The 15,305-nt window shown below is 70.5% G+C and carries 16 protein-coding genes and 1 pseudogene; 5 read left to right on the top strand and 12 right to left on the bottom strand.

Going from position 1 to position 15,305, the window contains the following annotated elements; genetic code table 11:
* Positions 1-146: 146 nt before the first annotated feature.
* Together ACIRVK_RS02250 and ACIRVK_RS02245 are read right to left on the bottom strand one after the other, a co-directional pair.
* The gene (locus tag ACIRVK_RS02250) at positions 147-470 is read right to left on the bottom strand and encodes an STAS domain-containing protein (protein WP_133044688.1); all 324 of its coding nucleotides are present in this window, start codon (positions 468-470) and stop codon (positions 147-149) included.
* Between the two features lie 170 nt (positions 471-640).
* Complete coding sequence (locus tag ACIRVK_RS02245; RefSeq protein WP_404243023.1) at positions 641-1,489, bottom strand: 3-hydroxyacyl-CoA dehydrogenase family protein; 849 nt, start codon at positions 1,487-1,489, stop codon at positions 641-643.
* A 358-nt stretch (positions 1,490-1,847) separates the two neighbouring features.
* On the opposite strand from ACIRVK_RS02245, the gene ACIRVK_RS02240 reads away from it, so the two are divergent.
* A complete protein-coding gene (locus tag ACIRVK_RS02240; protein WP_404243021.1) occupies positions 1,848-2,420 on the top strand; it encodes a cob(I)yrinic acid a,c-diamide adenosyltransferase in 573 nt (190 codons plus the stop codon).
* 170 nt (positions 2,421-2,590) lie between these two features.
* Positions 2,591-2,656 (top strand): annotated as a pseudogene (locus tag ACIRVK_RS02235) (cob(I)yrinic acid a c-diamide adenosyltransferase); the annotation flags it as partial.
* A gap of 148 nt (positions 2,657-2,804) precedes the next feature.
* Here ACIRVK_RS02235 and ACIRVK_RS02230 read toward each other — a convergent pair.
* The 5 genes from ACIRVK_RS02230 to ACIRVK_RS02210 are packed head-to-tail and all read right to left on the bottom strand — an operon-like array spanning position 2,805 to position 6,193.
* On the bottom strand, positions 2,805-2,993 hold the full coding sequence (locus ACIRVK_RS02230) for a hypothetical protein (RefSeq protein WP_404243019.1): 189 nt from the start codon (positions 2,991-2,993) through the stop codon (positions 2,805-2,807).
* The gene (locus ACIRVK_RS02225) at positions 2,993-3,406 is read right to left on the bottom strand and encodes a hypothetical protein (RefSeq protein ID WP_404243018.1); all 414 of its coding nucleotides are present in this window, start codon (positions 3,404-3,406) and stop codon (positions 2,993-2,995) included. Before ACIRVK_RS02225 ends, ACIRVK_RS02230 begins: the two co-directional genes overlap by 1 nt.
* A gap of 53 nt (positions 3,407-3,459) precedes the next feature.
* Complete coding sequence (locus tag ACIRVK_RS02220) at positions 3,460-4,923, bottom strand: sensor histidine kinase (protein ID WP_404243016.1); 1,464 nt, start codon at positions 4,921-4,923, stop codon at positions 3,460-3,462.
* Complete coding sequence (locus tag ACIRVK_RS02215; RefSeq protein ID WP_404243014.1) at positions 4,920-5,612, bottom strand: response regulator transcription factor; 693 nt, start codon at positions 5,610-5,612, stop codon at positions 4,920-4,922. The genes ACIRVK_RS02220 and ACIRVK_RS02215 overlap by 4 nt, the downstream gene beginning before the upstream one ends.
* Positions 5,613-5,638: 26 nt before the next feature.
* Positions 5,639-6,193, bottom strand: a complete 555-nt coding sequence (locus tag ACIRVK_RS02210) for a hypothetical protein (protein ID WP_404243012.1) — start codon at positions 6,191-6,193, stop codon at positions 5,639-5,641.
* A 151-nt stretch (positions 6,194-6,344) separates the two neighbouring features.
* On the opposite strand from ACIRVK_RS02210, the gene ACIRVK_RS02205 reads away from it, so the two are divergent.
* From ACIRVK_RS02205 to ACIRVK_RS02195, 3 genes are all read left to right on the top strand, one after another.
* A complete protein-coding gene (locus tag ACIRVK_RS02205; RefSeq protein WP_404243010.1) occupies positions 6,345-7,511 on the top strand; it encodes a sensor histidine kinase in 1,167 nt (388 codons plus the stop codon).
* Complete coding sequence (locus ACIRVK_RS02200; protein ID WP_404243008.1) at positions 7,508-8,146, top strand: response regulator; 639 nt, start codon at positions 7,508-7,510, stop codon at positions 8,144-8,146. The genes ACIRVK_RS02205 and ACIRVK_RS02200 overlap by 4 nt, the downstream gene beginning before the upstream one ends.
* A gap of 118 nt (positions 8,147-8,264) precedes the next feature.
* Positions 8,265-10,088 (top strand): glycosyl hydrolase family 18 protein, encoded by a 1,824-nt coding sequence (locus tag ACIRVK_RS02195; RefSeq protein ID WP_404243007.1) that lies wholly within the window; start codon positions 8,265-8,267, stop codon positions 10,086-10,088.
* Between the two features lie 65 nt (positions 10,089-10,153).
* Here ACIRVK_RS02195 and ACIRVK_RS02190 read toward each other — a convergent pair whose 3' ends face one another.
* The 5 genes from ACIRVK_RS02190 to atpA form a co-directional block, all read right to left on the bottom strand.
* Entirely contained in the window at positions 10,154-10,600 is a 447-nt protein-coding gene (locus ACIRVK_RS02190) for a DUF2550 domain-containing protein (protein WP_059192320.1), read from the bottom strand.
* 142 nt (positions 10,601-10,742) lie between these two features.
* Positions 10,743-11,117 (bottom strand): F0F1 ATP synthase subunit epsilon, encoded by a 375-nt coding sequence (locus ACIRVK_RS02185; RefSeq protein WP_404243005.1) that lies wholly within the window; start codon positions 11,115-11,117, stop codon positions 10,743-10,745.
* A gap of 111 nt (positions 11,118-11,228) precedes the next feature.
* Positions 11,229-12,665, bottom strand: coding sequence for a F0F1 ATP synthase subunit beta (atpD, locus tag ACIRVK_RS02180; protein ID WP_404243003.1), 1,437 nt, complete (start codon positions 12,663-12,665; stop codon positions 11,229-11,231).
* On the bottom strand, positions 12,665-13,603 hold the full coding sequence (locus ACIRVK_RS02175; protein ID WP_404243001.1) for a F0F1 ATP synthase subunit gamma: 939 nt from the start codon (positions 13,601-13,603) through the stop codon (positions 12,665-12,667). Before ACIRVK_RS02175 ends, atpD begins: the two co-directional genes overlap by 1 nt.
* 21 nt (positions 13,604-13,624) lie before the next feature.
* Positions 13,625-15,217, bottom strand: coding sequence for a F0F1 ATP synthase subunit alpha (gene atpA / locus ACIRVK_RS02170; protein ID WP_404242999.1), 1,593 nt, complete (start codon positions 15,215-15,217; stop codon positions 13,625-13,627).
* Positions 15,218-15,305: the final 88 nt, after the last annotated feature.

Genomic DNA, 15,305 nt, shown 5'->3' with positions numbered 1-15,305 from the left:
ACCTCGCTGTCGCTTCTGGTCCGGTGCCCGCTCGAGGGTTCTCAGGGTGGCGGGCGACCGAACCCTAAACCTTCGCTCAGTATCTCCGACAGCCCGGGGTACCGACCCGCCCGAGACGTCACAGTCTCATGAGGATTGCGCCGGGGTCAGACGCGGGGCAGGGACTCGACCCCGATGCCGCCCTCGATCGCCAGGATCCGGTGCAGCCGGGTGGCCACCAGCAGACGCTGCATCTGCGGCGGCACCTCGCGCAGCACCAGGCGCCGGCCGCAGCGGCCGGCCCGTCGGTGGACGCCCATGATCACCCCGAGCCCGGTGGCGTCCCAGGAGTCCAGTTCGGACAGGTCGAGCACCAGGTCGCCGACTCCGTCGTCGACGGCCGAGTGCAGGACCGTACGGGCGTCCGCCGCGCTGCGGACGTCGAGGCGGCCCCCGACGACCAGCTCGGCGTGGTCGCCCCTGATGTACATATGCGCTCCCCGTGAGTGCGGTGACGTACTCCGTGACGGTGGCTGTGCCACGTCTGACTGCTTCAGCGGCGACCAGGTTGCCGTCTGTAAGCGAACCGATACCGAATTCACCCCCAGGAGTGAGACTCCTGGGGCTTGTGCGGTTTCAGTGGCTGGACGTACCGGTGTTTTCAGTACGAGTAGAAGCCCTGCCCGCTCTTGCGTCCGATGTCACCGGCGTCAACCATCCGGCGCATCAGCTCCGGCGGCGCGAACTTCTCGTCCTGCGACTCGGTGTAGATGTTGCTGGTGGCGTGCAACAGGATGTCGACGCCGGTCAGGTCCGCCGTGGCCAGCGGGCCCATCGCGTGGCCGAAGCCCAGCTTGCAGGCGAGGTCGATGTCCTCGGCGCTCGCCACGCCGGACTCGTAGAGCTTGGTCGCCTCGACGACGAGCGCCGAGATGAGGCGGGTGGTGACGAACCCCGCGACGTCCCGGTTGACGACGATGCAGGTCTTGCCGACGGACTCGGCGAACTCCCGCGCGGTGGCGAGGGCCTCGTCGCTCGTCTTGTACCCGCGGACCAGTTCGACGAGCTGCATCATCGGGACCGGTGAGAAGAAGTGCACGCCGACCACCCGCTCGGGGCGTTCGGTGGCCGCCGCGATCTTGGTGATCGGGATGGCGGAGGTGTTCGAGGCGAGCACGGCGTCCTCGCGCACGGTCTTGTCGAGCGCGCGGAAGATCTCGTGCTTCACCTCCAGCTTCTCGAAGACGGCCTCGACCACGACGTCGGCGTCGGCGACGGCGTCCAGGTCGGTGGTCGTGGTGATCCGGGCCAGGGCGGCGTCGGCGTCGTGCGCCTCCAGCTTCCCCTTGCTCACGAACTTGTCGTAGGACGCCTGGATACCGCCGACGGCACGGTTCAGTGCCTCGTCGGTGACGTCGCGCAGCACGACGTCCCAGCCCGCCTGCGCGGAGACCTGGGCGATACCGGAACCCATCAGGCCGGCACCGATGACGGCAAGCTTCCGTGGCACGTTCGCGACTCCCCTTTGAAACGCCTTACACCCTTTTCAGGTTGCCTCTCCGGCGGACCTTAGCGCTCGTGGGGAGCTGTGTGACCGGTTAGTAACGCGAGTCACGTCTCATCTGACGGACATCACACCGACGCGGGTCACGGGGCCCCTCGGACGGCGTAGTTGAGCGGCGATGGCGGAGGTGGCGGTGTGCACCCGGGCGATCTGACCGGCCATCAGATTCGGCGACCATGCCGTCGATGCTGCCGTCCGGCCTGATGCTGCCGGTACCCCTGGGGCGGCGCCCGCCTCCCCGCTGTCGCCGTGACGGTCGGCACACGTCGGTTCCGGGCGGCCCGGGCGTCATTACGCTGGCCATATGGTCAATCTGACGCGCATCTACACGAAGACCGGCGACAAGGGCACCACCAACCTCGGTGACATGAGCCGGGTCGCCAAGACCGATCTGCGGATCTCCGCGTACGCGGACGCCAACGAGGCGAACGCGGTGATCGGTACGGCGATCGCGCTGGGCGGCCTTGAGGAGGAGGTCGTCAAGGTCCTCACCCGGGTCCAGAACGACCTGTTCGACGTCGGGGCCGACCTGTCCACCCCGGTCGTGGAGAACCCCGAGTTCCCGCCCCTGCGGGTCGAGCAGTTCTACATCGACAAACTAGAGGCGGACTGTGACCGCTTCAACGAGCGGCTCGAGAAACTGCGGTCCTTCATCCTGCCGGGCGGTACGCCGGGGGCGGCCCTGCTGCACCAGGCCTGCACGGTCGTACGCCGGGCCGAGCGCTCGACGTGGGCGGCGCTGGAGGTGCACGGCGAGGCGATGAACCCGCTCACCGCGACCTATCTGAACCGCCTGTCGGACCTGCTGTTCATTCTGGCCCGCACGGCCAACAAGGACGTGGGGGACGTGCTGTGGGTGCCGGGTGGGGAGCGCTGACGAACATGCCGCTCCGGCCGGGGGTCCGGGGGTCGCCCCCGGAAGATGCAGCATTCTGGCCCGCACGGCCAACAAGGACGTCGGCGACGTCCTGTGGACGCCGGGCGGGGAGCGCTGACGAACATGCCGCTCCGGCCGGGGGTCCGGGGGTCGCCCCCGGAAGATGCAGCATTCTGGCCCGCACGGCCAACAAGGACGTCGGCGACGTCCTGTGGACGCCGGGCGGGGAGCGCTGACGAACATGCCGCTCCGGCCGGGGGTCCGGGGGCTCACCCCCGGAAGATGCAGCATTCTGGCCCGCACGGCCAACAAGGACGTCGGCGACGTCCTGTGGACGCCGGGCGGGGAGCGCTGAGTCCGGGCGCTCCCCGCCCGGCCCTCCTCTCAGTGGTCCTGGGCCGCGTCCTTGTCCGCCTGTGCGACGGCGGACTCGGCCGCGGCCACCTTCTGTTGCATCTCCGAGTAGCCGGAGGGGGTGGCGGCCGCCTTCTGGGGCGTGCCGCCGTCGTGCGCGCAGCCCGCGGTCAGCCCCACGAGGAGCACGACCGCGGCGGCCGCGAGCCTCGGGCGCATCAGCTCGCGCCGCCGTTGTTGTCCTTGCACCAGGTCTGCACGCCGGCCAGGTCCTTCTGCCGCTGCTGCAGGGTCGTCACCAGCGACTTGCGGAAGGTCAGCTTGTCCTGGAGATAGGTGGCGATCTCGCTGTGTCCTGCCGCCTTCGCCTTGTCCACGCGCTGCTGCAGCCGGGCGATCGAGCCGCGCCGGTCGGCGCCCGCGTTCAGGCGCTTGAGCGCCCGGTCGATGCGGTGCTCGATCTTCGGGGCCCGCTTGCACAGGGCCTTCGCCCCGTCCCCGGCCGGAGCCGACTTGGCCGTGGGCGCGGGCGCCGGGGTGCTCTCGGCCACCGCCGCCCCGGTGCCGCCCGCCAGGATCGTCGCCACGGCCGCTCCCACGAGGAGCGTGCGCCGGTGTCGTCGTACGTACATCTCAGCCTCCGTTCCGCGGACGGCCCCCTGCGTCCGTCCGCCTGCCGGGGAGGCTAGGGAGCCTCTTTGGGGAAACTCTGTGACCGGTTTGTCCCGGCTGTGTCGATCAGCCAGCCGCGGTGCGCGGGCAGCGGGCCGCCGGTGGACGGCAGGCGCACGACGAAGCGGGCGCCCCCGCCGGAGGGGCCGTCCTCGACCGTGACGCTCCCGCCGTGCAGGGCCGTCTGCTGGGCGACGAGGGTCAGGCCGAGCCCGGAACCGGAGCTGTCGGGTCCGCGCTGGAAGCGCTCGAAGATCCGGGCGCGGGCCTCGGGAGGCACCCCCGGGCCCTGGTCGTCGACGGTGACGACGACCTCGTCGCCGGTCCTGCGCACGCCGACCGTCACCGTCGCCCGGCCCGCCGCGTCCCGCCCGTGCGCCAGGGCGTTGGCCAGCAGGTTGTCCAGGAGCAGGCGCAGGCCCGGTTCCCAGCCGTGCACCGTCGCCCCGGGTTCCGCGGCGAGGTCGATCCGGGCGTCGGGGGCGCGGCGCCGGGCCTCGGCCACGCAGGCGTCGGCCGCCTCGGACACGTCCACGGTGCGGAAGGCCTCCGCCTCCACCAGGTCGCCGCGGCCCAGCTCGCGCAGCATGACCAGGAGGTTCAGCAGCCGGGCGTGTTCGGTGCGCAGGTCGGCCAGGACCTCCGTGCGGTCCGGTTCGGGCAGGTCGGGGTGGGCGGCGAGGATGTCGAGGTTGGTGCCCATGCTCATCAGCGGGGTGCGCAGTTCGTGGGCGGCGGCGGAGGAGAAGGAGCGGGCGGTGTCCAGCGCCTCGGCGGTGCGGGCCGCCTGCTCGTCGTAGCGGGTGAGGACGGTGCGCAGGGTCGCCGCCAGCTCGTCGACCTCGGTGACGCCGCTCGGCTGGTCGGAGAGGCGGGCCGGGCTGGTGCGCGGGTCGAGTCCGGCGGTACGGCGGCCGAGGCGGCGCAGCGGGCCGGTCGCGCCGGTGGCGACGCCCCAGGCGAGCAGGCCGGACAGCGGCACGGCGAGCAGGGTGGTCACGGCCACCCGATGCCGTACGAGCCGGAGTTGGGCCTGGTCGGCGGCGTTGGGCGAGAAGACCCAGAGGGTGCCCGAACCGCGCGGGGTGCTGATCGGCCGGGCCAGCGCCCGCCAGCTCTCCCCCGCGGCCCGGACGGTGACCGGTCCGGTGGTGCCCTCGGGCAACGGCACCGAGGCGTCCGGCTGGGGGCCGCCGCTGAAGGTGCCGTCGGGGCCGATCATCCGTACGCCGACGTCGAGGGCGGCGCTGAACAGCAGGCGTTCGCGGGTGTCGGCGACCTTGGGCCGGCCGTTGACGCTGGCCCGCAGCAGGGCGCGGGCCTCGGGGACCATGGCGGTGGCGCGGGTGCGCAGGTGCTGGTCCTCGGCGTGGTGCAGGTCGTGGTTGACCAGCCGCAGCAGCAGCCAGCCGGAGGCCAGCACGAGCAGCGGCACGGTGAGGCCGACGGCGAGCCCGATGCGGGTGGAGAGCCTCACCGGTCTTCCCTCAGGACGAAGCCCACGCCGCGCACGGTGTGGACGAGCCGGGGCTGCCCGTCTGCCTCCAGCTTGCGGCGCAGATAGCTGACGAACGTGTCGACGGCGTCGGTACGGACGTCGAAGTCGTAGCCCCACACCCGCTCCAGCAGCTGGTCGCGGGTCAGGACGAGCCCGGCGTTGCGCGCCAGCACCTCCAGCAGCTCGAACTCGCGGCGGGTCAGCTCCAGCGGCCGCCCGTCGCGCTCGGCGGTGCGGGCGCCCGGATCGATCACCAGGCCTGCGACCCGCAGCACCTCCCCCGCGGGCGGCCGGCGGCGCAGCAGCGCGCGCAGGCGCAGTACCAGTTCCTGCAGGGCGAACGGCTTGACCAGGTAGTCGTCGCCGCCCGCCTGGAGCCCGGCGATGCGGTCGGCGGTCTCGTCGAGCGCGGAGAGCATCAGCACGGGCAGGTCCAGTCCGTCGGCCCGGAGCCGTTCGCACACCTCGATGCCGCTCATGCCGGGCATCGACACGTCGAGGACCAGCACGTCGGGGGGCGTCTCCTGGATCACCGCCAGCGCCTCGCGCCCGCCCTCCGCCGTGCGGACCCGGAATCCGCTCAGCCTGAGCCCGCGCTCCAGCGAGCGCCGGATGGCCGCGTCGTCGTCCACGACCAGCACGGCCCCGGCCCGTTCCGCCTCACCCATGCGCCTCTCCCTCACTCACCGCCCGGTCAGGGTACGGTCCTGCGCGGGGCGGGCGGCTGTTTCTTCGGCCAGAGCAGGTACGTCAGGGCGATCAGGCCGTGGATGGCCAGGGCCCGCAGGGCCGCCCACTGGAAAGCACGCAGGGACGAGGTGTCGCCGGGGCCGACGTACCATATCGCCGCCTGCAGCAGGGCGCAGGCGATGGCCGCGGCGAGGAGGGTGCGCAGCCAGAGGGCGGCCTCGTGGCGGGCGCGGGGCAGGCCGTAGCGGGGTGGCCCGGGCGGGCGGGGGCCGCCGGCCAGGCGATGGGAGGCGTGGCCGTCCAGCCAGCGGATCGTGTAGTGGCCGTAGGCGACGGTGTAGCCGATGTAGAGGGCGGCCAGGCCGTGCTCCCAGCTGGGTTTCGCGCCGTTCCTCAGGTCCTCGGCCGTCACCGCGAACAGGACCAGCTCGAGGAGCGGCTCGCACAGCAGCAGGGCCACGCTCGTGCGGCGCCACTTCAGCAGATAGCGCACGGCCAGCCCGGCGGCCAGCAGCACCCAGAACGCGACCTCGCACGCGATGACCAGCCCGACGACCACGATCCGCTCCTTCCCTCCTACCTCCAGGCTCCCGGCGGTCGCGGCGACTTTCGTCGTCGTCGCTGAGGAGGTCGCGGTACATCGAAAGATGCAGTCGGGGACCGTTCCCGGGGAGCAGGCGGGCGGTGGGCGGGGCGTGTTGGATGGGGGTATGGCCCTCCGACTGCCGCGACCACACCGCTTCGACGTGTTCGTCGCGGTGGGCGGGCTGCTCGGCGGGCTGCTGCTGACGGGCATCGGCTCCACCACCCGGCCGGCCTCCGACCCGGTCACGCTCTTCGACGGGCCCTGGCCGATCCTGCTGCCGCTGACCGTGACGGCCGCGTGCGAGCTGCTGCGCCGCACCGCCCCGCGCACCGCCCTGCTGACGGGCACGGCCGCTGTCTGCGCCGACGTGGTGACCCAGGGCAGCCTGGCCACGGTGCTGATGTTCACCGACCTGGTGTACGCGGCCGTCCTGTACGGTTCGCCCGCCTCAGCGCGGCGCATCCCGTGGATCACCGGGCTGCTCACGGTGGCCGGTTCGCTGGTGCCGCTGGCGGTGTGGCGGGTGCCCCAGGCGCTGCTGATCGGGGTGGTGACCGGCATCGTGGCGTTCGCGCCGGCGGCCACCGGTTGGATCGTCCGCAATCACCGTGACGCCGCCGAGGCCGCCGGGCTGCGCGCCGAACAGACCGCGCTGCTCGCGGAGATGGACCGGGCGCAGGCCGTCGCCGCCGAACGGGCCCGGATGGCACGCGAGTTGCACGACCTGGTCGCCAACCACCTCTCCGCGATCGCCATCCACTCCACGGCCGCGCTGTCGATCGACGAACCGGGCACCTCGGAGGAGGCGCTGTCCGTCATCCGGGAGAACAGCGTGGCAGGGCTCTCGGAGATGCGGCGGCTGATCGGCATCCTGCGGGACGGCGACGGCGAGCCCAGCGCGGTCCCCTCCCTCGACGGCCTCGCCGCCCTCGTCGACACCGCCCGCGCCAACGGCCTCGACGTCGCCCTCGAAGCCGGGCACGGCCAGGTACCCACCCCCGTCGAACTCGCCGCCTACCGCATCGTCCAGGAGTCCCTGACCAACGCCCTCAAGCACGCCTGCCCAGGCCGGGTCACGGTGACGCTCACCCGGCGCGACGGCCACCTCGACATCCGGGTGACCAGCCCGTACGGCGAGCGGGGCGGCCCGCGCGCACCCGGGTCCGGCGCCGGACTCACCGGCATGCGGGAGCGGGCCGCGCTGCTGGGCGGCACGTTCGAGGCCGGTCCCGACGGCGGGCTGTGGGCCGTGCACGCCGCTCTTCCCCTCGCCGAAGGAGCCGTCGAATGATCCGCGTCCTGGTCGCCGAGGACCAGTCCGCCGTCCGCGCCGGGCTGGTCCTGATCCTGCGCAGCGCGCCCGACATCGAGGTGGTGGGCGAGGCGCCGGACGGCGAGCGGGCGGTGGCGCTGGCGCGGGAGGTGCGGCCGGACCTGGTCCTGATGGATGTTCAGATGCCGCGTCTGGACGGTGTGTCGGCGACCCGGACGGTGGTCGAGGAGCGGCTCGCGGACGTTCTCGTCCTGACCACCTTCGATCTCGACGAGTACGTGTTCGGGGCGTTGCGCGCGGGCGCCGCGGGTTTCCTGCTCAAGAGCACGGAGGCGAAGGACCTGTTGGACGCGGTGCGGACGGTCGCGCGCGGAGAAGGGATCGTCGCCCCGGCCGTCACCCGCCGCCTGATCGCCGAGTTCGCCGCCAGGCCGGTACGGCCGTCGCGGGACCCGGCGGTGCTCGACGTCCTCACCCGGCGCGAGCGTGAAGTGCTGGCCTGTCTCGGCGAGGGGCTGTCCAACGCGGCCATCGCGTCCCGCCTCGACATGGCCGAGGCGACGGTGAAGACGCACGTCAGCCGGTTGCTCGGGAAGCTGGATCTGCGCAGTCGGGTCCAAGCCGCCGTACTGGCACAGGAGTTGGGGATCTAGAGGTCGCCCACAGCGATTGGTCCAGACCTCTTGACCCGTGGTCCAGACCTTTCTATTCTCGCGGCACCGTGGGCGTGAAGGCTCAGTCACGCCCCAACTCCCCCTAAGGAGGCGCGTCATGCGCTTCAGACACCGAGCCGCGGCAGGGTTCGCGACCCTGTTGCTCCCGCTGGCCGGACTGGTCGGCCTCGCGAGCTCCGCCCAGGCCGCGGGCACCGCGACGGCCACCTACGCCAAGACCCAGGACTGGGGCACCGGCTTCGAGGGCAAGTGGACCGTCACCAACACCGGCTCCACGGCGATCAGTTCCTGGACCATCGCCTGGGACTTCCCCTCCGGCACCGCCGTCACCTCGGCCTGGGACGCCGACGTCACCAGCTCCGGCACCCACTGGACCGCCAAGAACAAGTCCTACAACGGCACCCTCGCCCCGGGCGCCTCCGTCTCCTTCGGCTTCAACGGCACCGGCTCCGGCGCACCGAGCAACTGCACCCTGAACGGCGGCAGTTGTGACGGCGGCACCACCGTCCCCGGCGACAACCCGCCCTCCGCGCCCGGCACCCCGACGGCGTCCTCGATCACCGACACCTCGGTAAAGCTGAGCTGGAGCGCCGCCACCGACGACAAGGGCGTCAAGAACTACGACGTCCTGCGCGACGGCAAGGTCGTCGCCACCGTGACCACGACCTCGTACACCGACACCGGCCTCACCGCGGGCAGCGACTACTCCTACACCGTCCAGGCCCGCGACACCGCCGACCAGACCGGGCCGGCCAGCGGCGCGGTCGCGGTCCACACCACCGGCGGCCCGAGCACGCCCCCGCCCACCGGCGACAAGGTCAAGCTCGGCTACTTCACCGAGTGGGGCATCTACGGCCGCAACTACAACGTCAAGAACCTGGTGACCTCCGGCTCGGCCGCGAAGATCACGCACATCAACTACGCCTTCGGCAACGTGACGAACGGCCAGTGCGCGATCGGCGACTCCTACGCCGACTACGACAAGGCGTTCACCGCCGACCAGTCCGTCAGCGGCGTCGCCGACACCTGGGACCAGCCGCTGCGGGGCAACTTCAACCAGTTGCGTGAGCTGAAGGCCAAGTACCCGAACCTCAAGGTGCTGTGGTCCTTCGGCGGCTGGACCTGGTCCGGCGGCTTCGCCCAGGCCGCGGCCAACCCCAGCGCCTTCGCCGACTCCTGCTACAACCTCGTCAACGACCCGCGCTGGGCCGACGTCTTCGACGGCATCGACATCGACTGGGAGTACCCGAACGCCTGCGGCCTGTCCTGCGACACCAGCGGGGCCGCCGCCTTCAAGAACGTGCTGGCCGCGCTGCGCGCCAAGTTCGGCACGAGCAAGCTGGTCACCGCGGCCGTCACCGCCGACGGCTCGGCCGGCGGCAAGATCGAGGCCGCCGACTACGCGGGCGCCGCGAACTCCGTCAACTGGTTCAACGTGATGACGTACGACTTCTTCGGCGCCTGGGACGCGCAGGGCCCCACGGCCCCGCACTCCCCGCTCACCTCGTACTCCGGCATCCCGAAGGCCGGGTTCACCACGGCCGACGCGATCGCCAAGTACAAGGCGATCGGCGTGCCCGCGAGCAAGCTGCTCATCGGCATCGGCTTCTACGGCCGCGGCTGGACGGGCGTGACCCAGGACGCGCCCGGCGGCACCGCCACGGGGGCCGCGGCGGGAACGTACGAGCAGGGCATCGAGGACTACAAGGTCCTCAAGACGTCCTGCCCGGTCACCGGCACCGTCGCGGGCACGGCCTACGCCCACTGCGGCAGCAACTGGTGGTCCTACGACACACCGAGCACGATCGCCGGGAAGATGAACTGGGCCAGGTCCCAGGGCCTGGGCGGCGCGTTCTTCTGGGAGTTCAGCGGCGACACCAGCAACGGAGAGCTGGTGAGCGCCATCAGCGATAACCTCTAAATCAAGCCACGCTGACGCTCCCCCAGACTTCGTCCGGGGGGACCCCACCCAGCGAGTGAATGTGGCTACGCCACATTCACTCGCTGTCCGGGCGGGGCTGCCTCCAGCCACGCGAGGAAACCGGTCAGCGCGTCCTCGCTCATGGCGAGTTCGAGGCGCGTTCCCCGGTGCAGGCAGGTGAGGACGACGGCGTCGGAGAGAAGGGCCAGTTCCTCCTCGCCCTCCGGGAGGCGGCGGCCGGCGACCTCGATCGCGGCGCGCTCCAGGACGCGGCGGGGACGGTAGGCGTAGGAGAAGACGCGGTACCACTCGATGCGGTCGCCGTTGTAGCGGGCGACTCCGTAGCTCCAGCCCTTGCCGCTGGTGTCGGTCTTCTCGGGAACGTCCCAGCGCAGGGAACAGTCGAAGGTGCCCCCGGAGCGCTGGATCAGTCTGCGGCGCAGCCCGAAGACGAAGAGCCCCAGCACCACCAGGGCCACGACGACTCCGCACACAGTCAGAGCGAGGACCATCGACACCGACCTCCTCGTCTCCTAGGTACCGAAAATAGGTAACGGAACGGAAAAAACACCTATATCTGCCTCAGCCGCGGTCGGCTCCGGATTGCTCCGGTGCCGACCGCGGCTGAGTGACGTCATACAGTCTCGCGCGGCTTCAGCTCGTCGCCGCCGTACGCAGTCGTACGTCCGCGCGGCGCTCGGCGGCGTCGTCGCCCTCCGCCTTCGCGCGTGCCAGTTCCGCCTCCACGCGCTGGACGTCGATCTCGTCCGCGAGTTCCGCGATCTCCGCCAGCAGCGACAGCTTGTTGTCCGCGAAGGAGATGAAACCGCCGTGCACCGCGGCGACGACCGTCCCACCATCACTCAAACGGATGGTCACGGGACCCGACTCCAGCACGCTGAGCAGCGGCTGGTGACCGGGCATGACGCCGATGTCGCCGGAGGGGGTGCGAGCGATGACCAGACGGGCCTCACCGGACCAGACCTGGCGGTCGGCAGCGACCAGCTCGACGTGCAGCTCAGCAGCCAAGGGGGGGCTCCTCGGGTCACCACCCGACGGTTTCGCCGGGTGTTGGTTACAAGTCTAGTGGGCGTGACAGAGGGGGCGGGACGCGCCCGCCCCCTCACACGAGCACAGGGCTCAGGAGACGCCGAGCTCCTTGGCGTTGGCCTTGAGGTCCTCCAGGCCACCGCACATGAAGAACGCCTGCTCGGGGAAGTGGTCGTAGTCGCCGTCGCAGATCGCGTTGAACGCGGCGATCGACTCGTCCAGCGGAACGTCCGAGCCGTCCACGCCGGTGAACTGCTTGGCGGCGTGGGTGTTCTGGGACAGGAAGCGCTCCACACGACGGGCACGGTGGACGACGAGCTTGTCCTCCTCGCCGAGCTCATCGATACCGAGGATCGCGATGATGTCCTGGAGGTCCTTGTACTTCTGCAGGATCGTCTTGACGCGCATCGCGGCGTCGTAGTGGTCCTGCGCGATGTACCGCGGGTCCAGGATGCGGGACGTGGAGTCCAGCGGGTCCACGGCCGGGTAGATGCCCTTCTCGGAGATCGGACGGGAGAGAACCGTCGTCGCGTCGAGGTGGGCGAAGGTGGTGGCCGGGGCCGGGTCGGTCAGGTCGTCCGCGGGGACGTAGATCGCCTGCATCGAGGTGATCGAGTGACCACGCGTCGAGGTGATGCGCTCCTGCAGCTGACCCATCTCGTCGGCCAGGTTCGGCTGGTAACCCACCGCGGACGGCATACGGCCGAGCAGCGTGGAGACCTCGGAACCGGCCTGGGTGAAGCGGAAGATGTTGTCGATGAAGAACAGCACGTCCTGCTTCTGGACGTCACGGAAGTACTCGGCCATGGTCAGGCCGGCCAGCGCGACGCGCAGACGGGTGCCCGGGGGCTCGTCCATCTGGCCGAAGACCAGCGCGGTCTTGTCCAGAACGCCGGACTCTTCCATCTCCGCGATGAGGTCGTTGCCCTCACGGGTGCGCTCGCCGACGCCCGCGAAGACGGAGACGCCCTCGTGGAGGTTGGCGACACGCATGATCATTTCCTGGATCAGCACGGTCTTGCCGACACCGGCACCACCGAACAGACCGATCTTGCCGCCCTTGACGTACGGGGTGAGGAGGTCGACGACCTTCAGGCCCGTCTCGAACATCTCGGTCTTCGACTCGAGCTGGTCGAACGCGGGGGCCTTGCGGTGGATGGACCAGCGCTCGCCCTCGTAGCTCTCGTCGACGTTCAGCACCTCACCGAGGGTGTTGAACACCTTGCCCTTGGTGAAGTCACCGACCGGGACGCTGATGCCCGCGCCCGTGTCGGTCACCGTCGCCTGGCGGACCAGACCGTCGGTGGGCTGCATGGAGATCGTCCGGACCAGGCCCTCACCCAGGTGCTGGGCGACCTCGAGGGTCAGGATCTTCTTCTCGCCGGCGTTGGCCGGGTCGGCCACCTCGACGTGCAGCGCGTTGTAGATCTCCGGCATCGCGTCGACGGGGAACTCCACGTCGACGACCGGGCCGATGACCCGGGCGACGCGGCCCGTGGCAGCGGCCGTCTCAACAGTGGTCGTCATTACTTGTCACTCCCCGCGGTCGCGTCGGCCAGGGCGCTCGCGCCACCGACGATCTCGCTGATCTCCTGGGTGATTTCGGCCTGGCGGGCCGCGTTGGCAAGGCGGGAGAGCGTGTTGATCAGCTCGCCCGCGTTGTCGGTCGCCGACTTCATCGCGCGGCGGGTGGCGGCGTGCTTGGAGGCAGCCGACTGGAGCAGCGCGTTGTAGATACGGCTCTCGACGTAGCGCGGCAGCAGGGCGTCGAGGACGTCCTCCGCCGACGGCTCGAACTCGTACAACGGACGGGCCTCGCCCTTCGCGGGCGTGTCCGTGCCGGCCGCGGAGGACTCGGTGGCCACGTCCTCGAGGCGCAGCGGCAGCAGGCGGCCGTCGACCGCCGTCTGCGTCATCATCGAGACGAACTCGGTGTAGACGATGTGGAGTTCGTCCACCCCGCCGTCCGCCGTGTCCTTCTCTATGGCCTCGATGAGCGGCCCCGCGATCTGCTTCGCGTCCGCGTACGAGGGCTCGTCCGTGAAACCGGTCCACGAGTGCGAGATGACGCGCTCGCGGAAGTTGTAGTGGGCGATACCGCGGCGGCCGACGATGTACGTGTCGACCGCCTTGCCCTCGGCCTCCAGGCGCGCGGTGAGCCGCTCCGCCGCCTTGATGGCGTTGGAGTTGAAGGCGCCGGCCAGACCGCGGTCGCTCGTGAGGAGCAGCACCGCGGCGCGGGTCGCCGACTCCGCCTCCGTGGTCAGCGGGTGCTTGGTGTTCGAACCGGTACCGACGGCCGTGACCGCGCGGGTGAGCTCGGTCGCGTAAGGCGTGGAGGCCGCCACCTTGCGCTGCGCCTTGACGACGCGCGAGGCGGCGATCATCTCCATCGCCTTCGTGATCTTCTTGGTCGCGGTGACGGATCGGATGCGACGCTTGTAGACCCGGAGCTGGGCTCCCATGAGTCAGGTCCCTTCCTTACGTCACTTGGCGGCAGCGGCCGGAGCGTCCTCGCCGAGCAGCTTGCCGTCGGCGGTCTCGAACTGCTTCTTGAACTCCGCGACCGCGTCGGCCATGGCCTGCAGGGTGTCGTCCGACATCTTGCCGCCCTCCTTGATGGAGGTCATGAGGCCCTGCTCCTTGCGGTGCAGGTACTCAAGCAGCTCCTTCTCGAAGCGGCGGATGTCACCCACCGGCACGTCGTCCATCTTGCCGGTGGTGCCGGCCCAGATGGAGATGACCTGGTCCTCGGTGGCCATCGGCTGGTACTGCGGCTGCTTGAGCAGCTCGACCATGCGCTGACCGCGCTCCAGCTGGGCCTTCGACGCGGCGTCCAGGTCGGAACCGAAGGCGGCGAACGCCTCCAGCTCACGGAACTGGGCGAGGTCGACGCGCAGCCGGCCGGAGACCTGGCGGATCGCCTTGTGCTGGGCGGAGCCACCGACACGGGAGACCGAGATACCGACGTTCAGGGCCGGGCGCTGGCCGGCGTTGAACAGGTCGGACTCCAGGAAGCACTGGCCGTCGGTGATGGAGATGACGTTGGTCGGGATGAACGCGGAGACGTCGTTGGCCTTGGTCTCGACGATCGGCAGACCGGTCATCGAGCCGGCGCCCATGTCGTCGGAGAGCTTCGCGCAGCGCTCCAGCAGACGGGAGTGCAGGTAGAAGACGTCACCCGGGTAGGCCTCGCGGCCCGGCGGGCGGCGCAGCAGCAGGGACACGGCACGGTAGGCGTCGGCCTGCTTCGACAGGTCGTCGAAGATGATGAGGACGTGCTTGCCCTCGTACATCCACTGCTGGCCGATGGCCGAACCGGTGTAGGGCGCCAGGTACTTGAAGCCGGCCGGGTCGGACGCCGGGGCGGCGACGATGGTCGTGTACTCCAGGGCGCCGGCCTCTTCGAGGGAGCCACGCACGGAGGCGATCGTGGAACCCTTCTGACCGATGGCGACGTAGATGCAGCGGACCTGCTTCGACGGGTCGCCGGTGCGCCAGTTGTCGCGCTGGTTGATGATCGTGTCGACGGCCAGGGCGGTCTTGCCGGTCTGACGGTCACCGATGATCAGCTGACGCTGGCCGCGGCCGATCGGGGTCATCGCGTCGACGGCCTTGTAGCCCGTCTCCATCGGCTCGTGCACCGACTTGCGCTGCATGACCGTGGGGGCCTGCAGCTCGAGGGCACGACGGCCGCTGGTCTCGATCTCGCCGAGACCGTCGATCGGGTTGCCGAGCGGGTCGACGACGCGACCGAGGTAGCCCTCGCCCACGGCGACCGAGAGCACCTCACCGGTGCGCTGCACCGGCTGGCCCTCCTCGATGCCGCTGAACTCGCCGAGGACGACCGCACCGATCTCGCGCTCTTCCAGGTTCAGCGCGAGACCCAGGGTCCCGTCCTCGAACTTCAGCAGTTCGTTGGCCATGGCCGAGGGGAGGCCCTCGACCTTCGCGATGCCGTCGCCGGCAAGGGTGACCGTACCGACCTCCTCGCGCGAGGCCGCGTCCGGCTTGTACGACTGGACGAAGTTCTCCAGCGCGTCCCGGATCTCCTCCGGCCGGATCGTGAGCTCCGCCATCTGGGTTCCCTGCTCTCCTTGTTGGGCCCGAAGTCTTTGGGGGTCTGGGGCTGTTTGCCTCAGCGGCTGTGCCGCGGGCCCCCAGCAA

It is taken from the genome of Streptomyces sp. NPDC101152 (assembly GCF_044768275.1).
Taxonomy (GTDB): Bacteria; Actinomycetota; Actinomycetes; order Streptomycetales; family Streptomycetaceae; genus Streptomyces.
The sequence above is the reverse complement of the archived record's forward strand: the minus strand, read 5'-3'. Positions and strand labels throughout refer to the sequence as shown.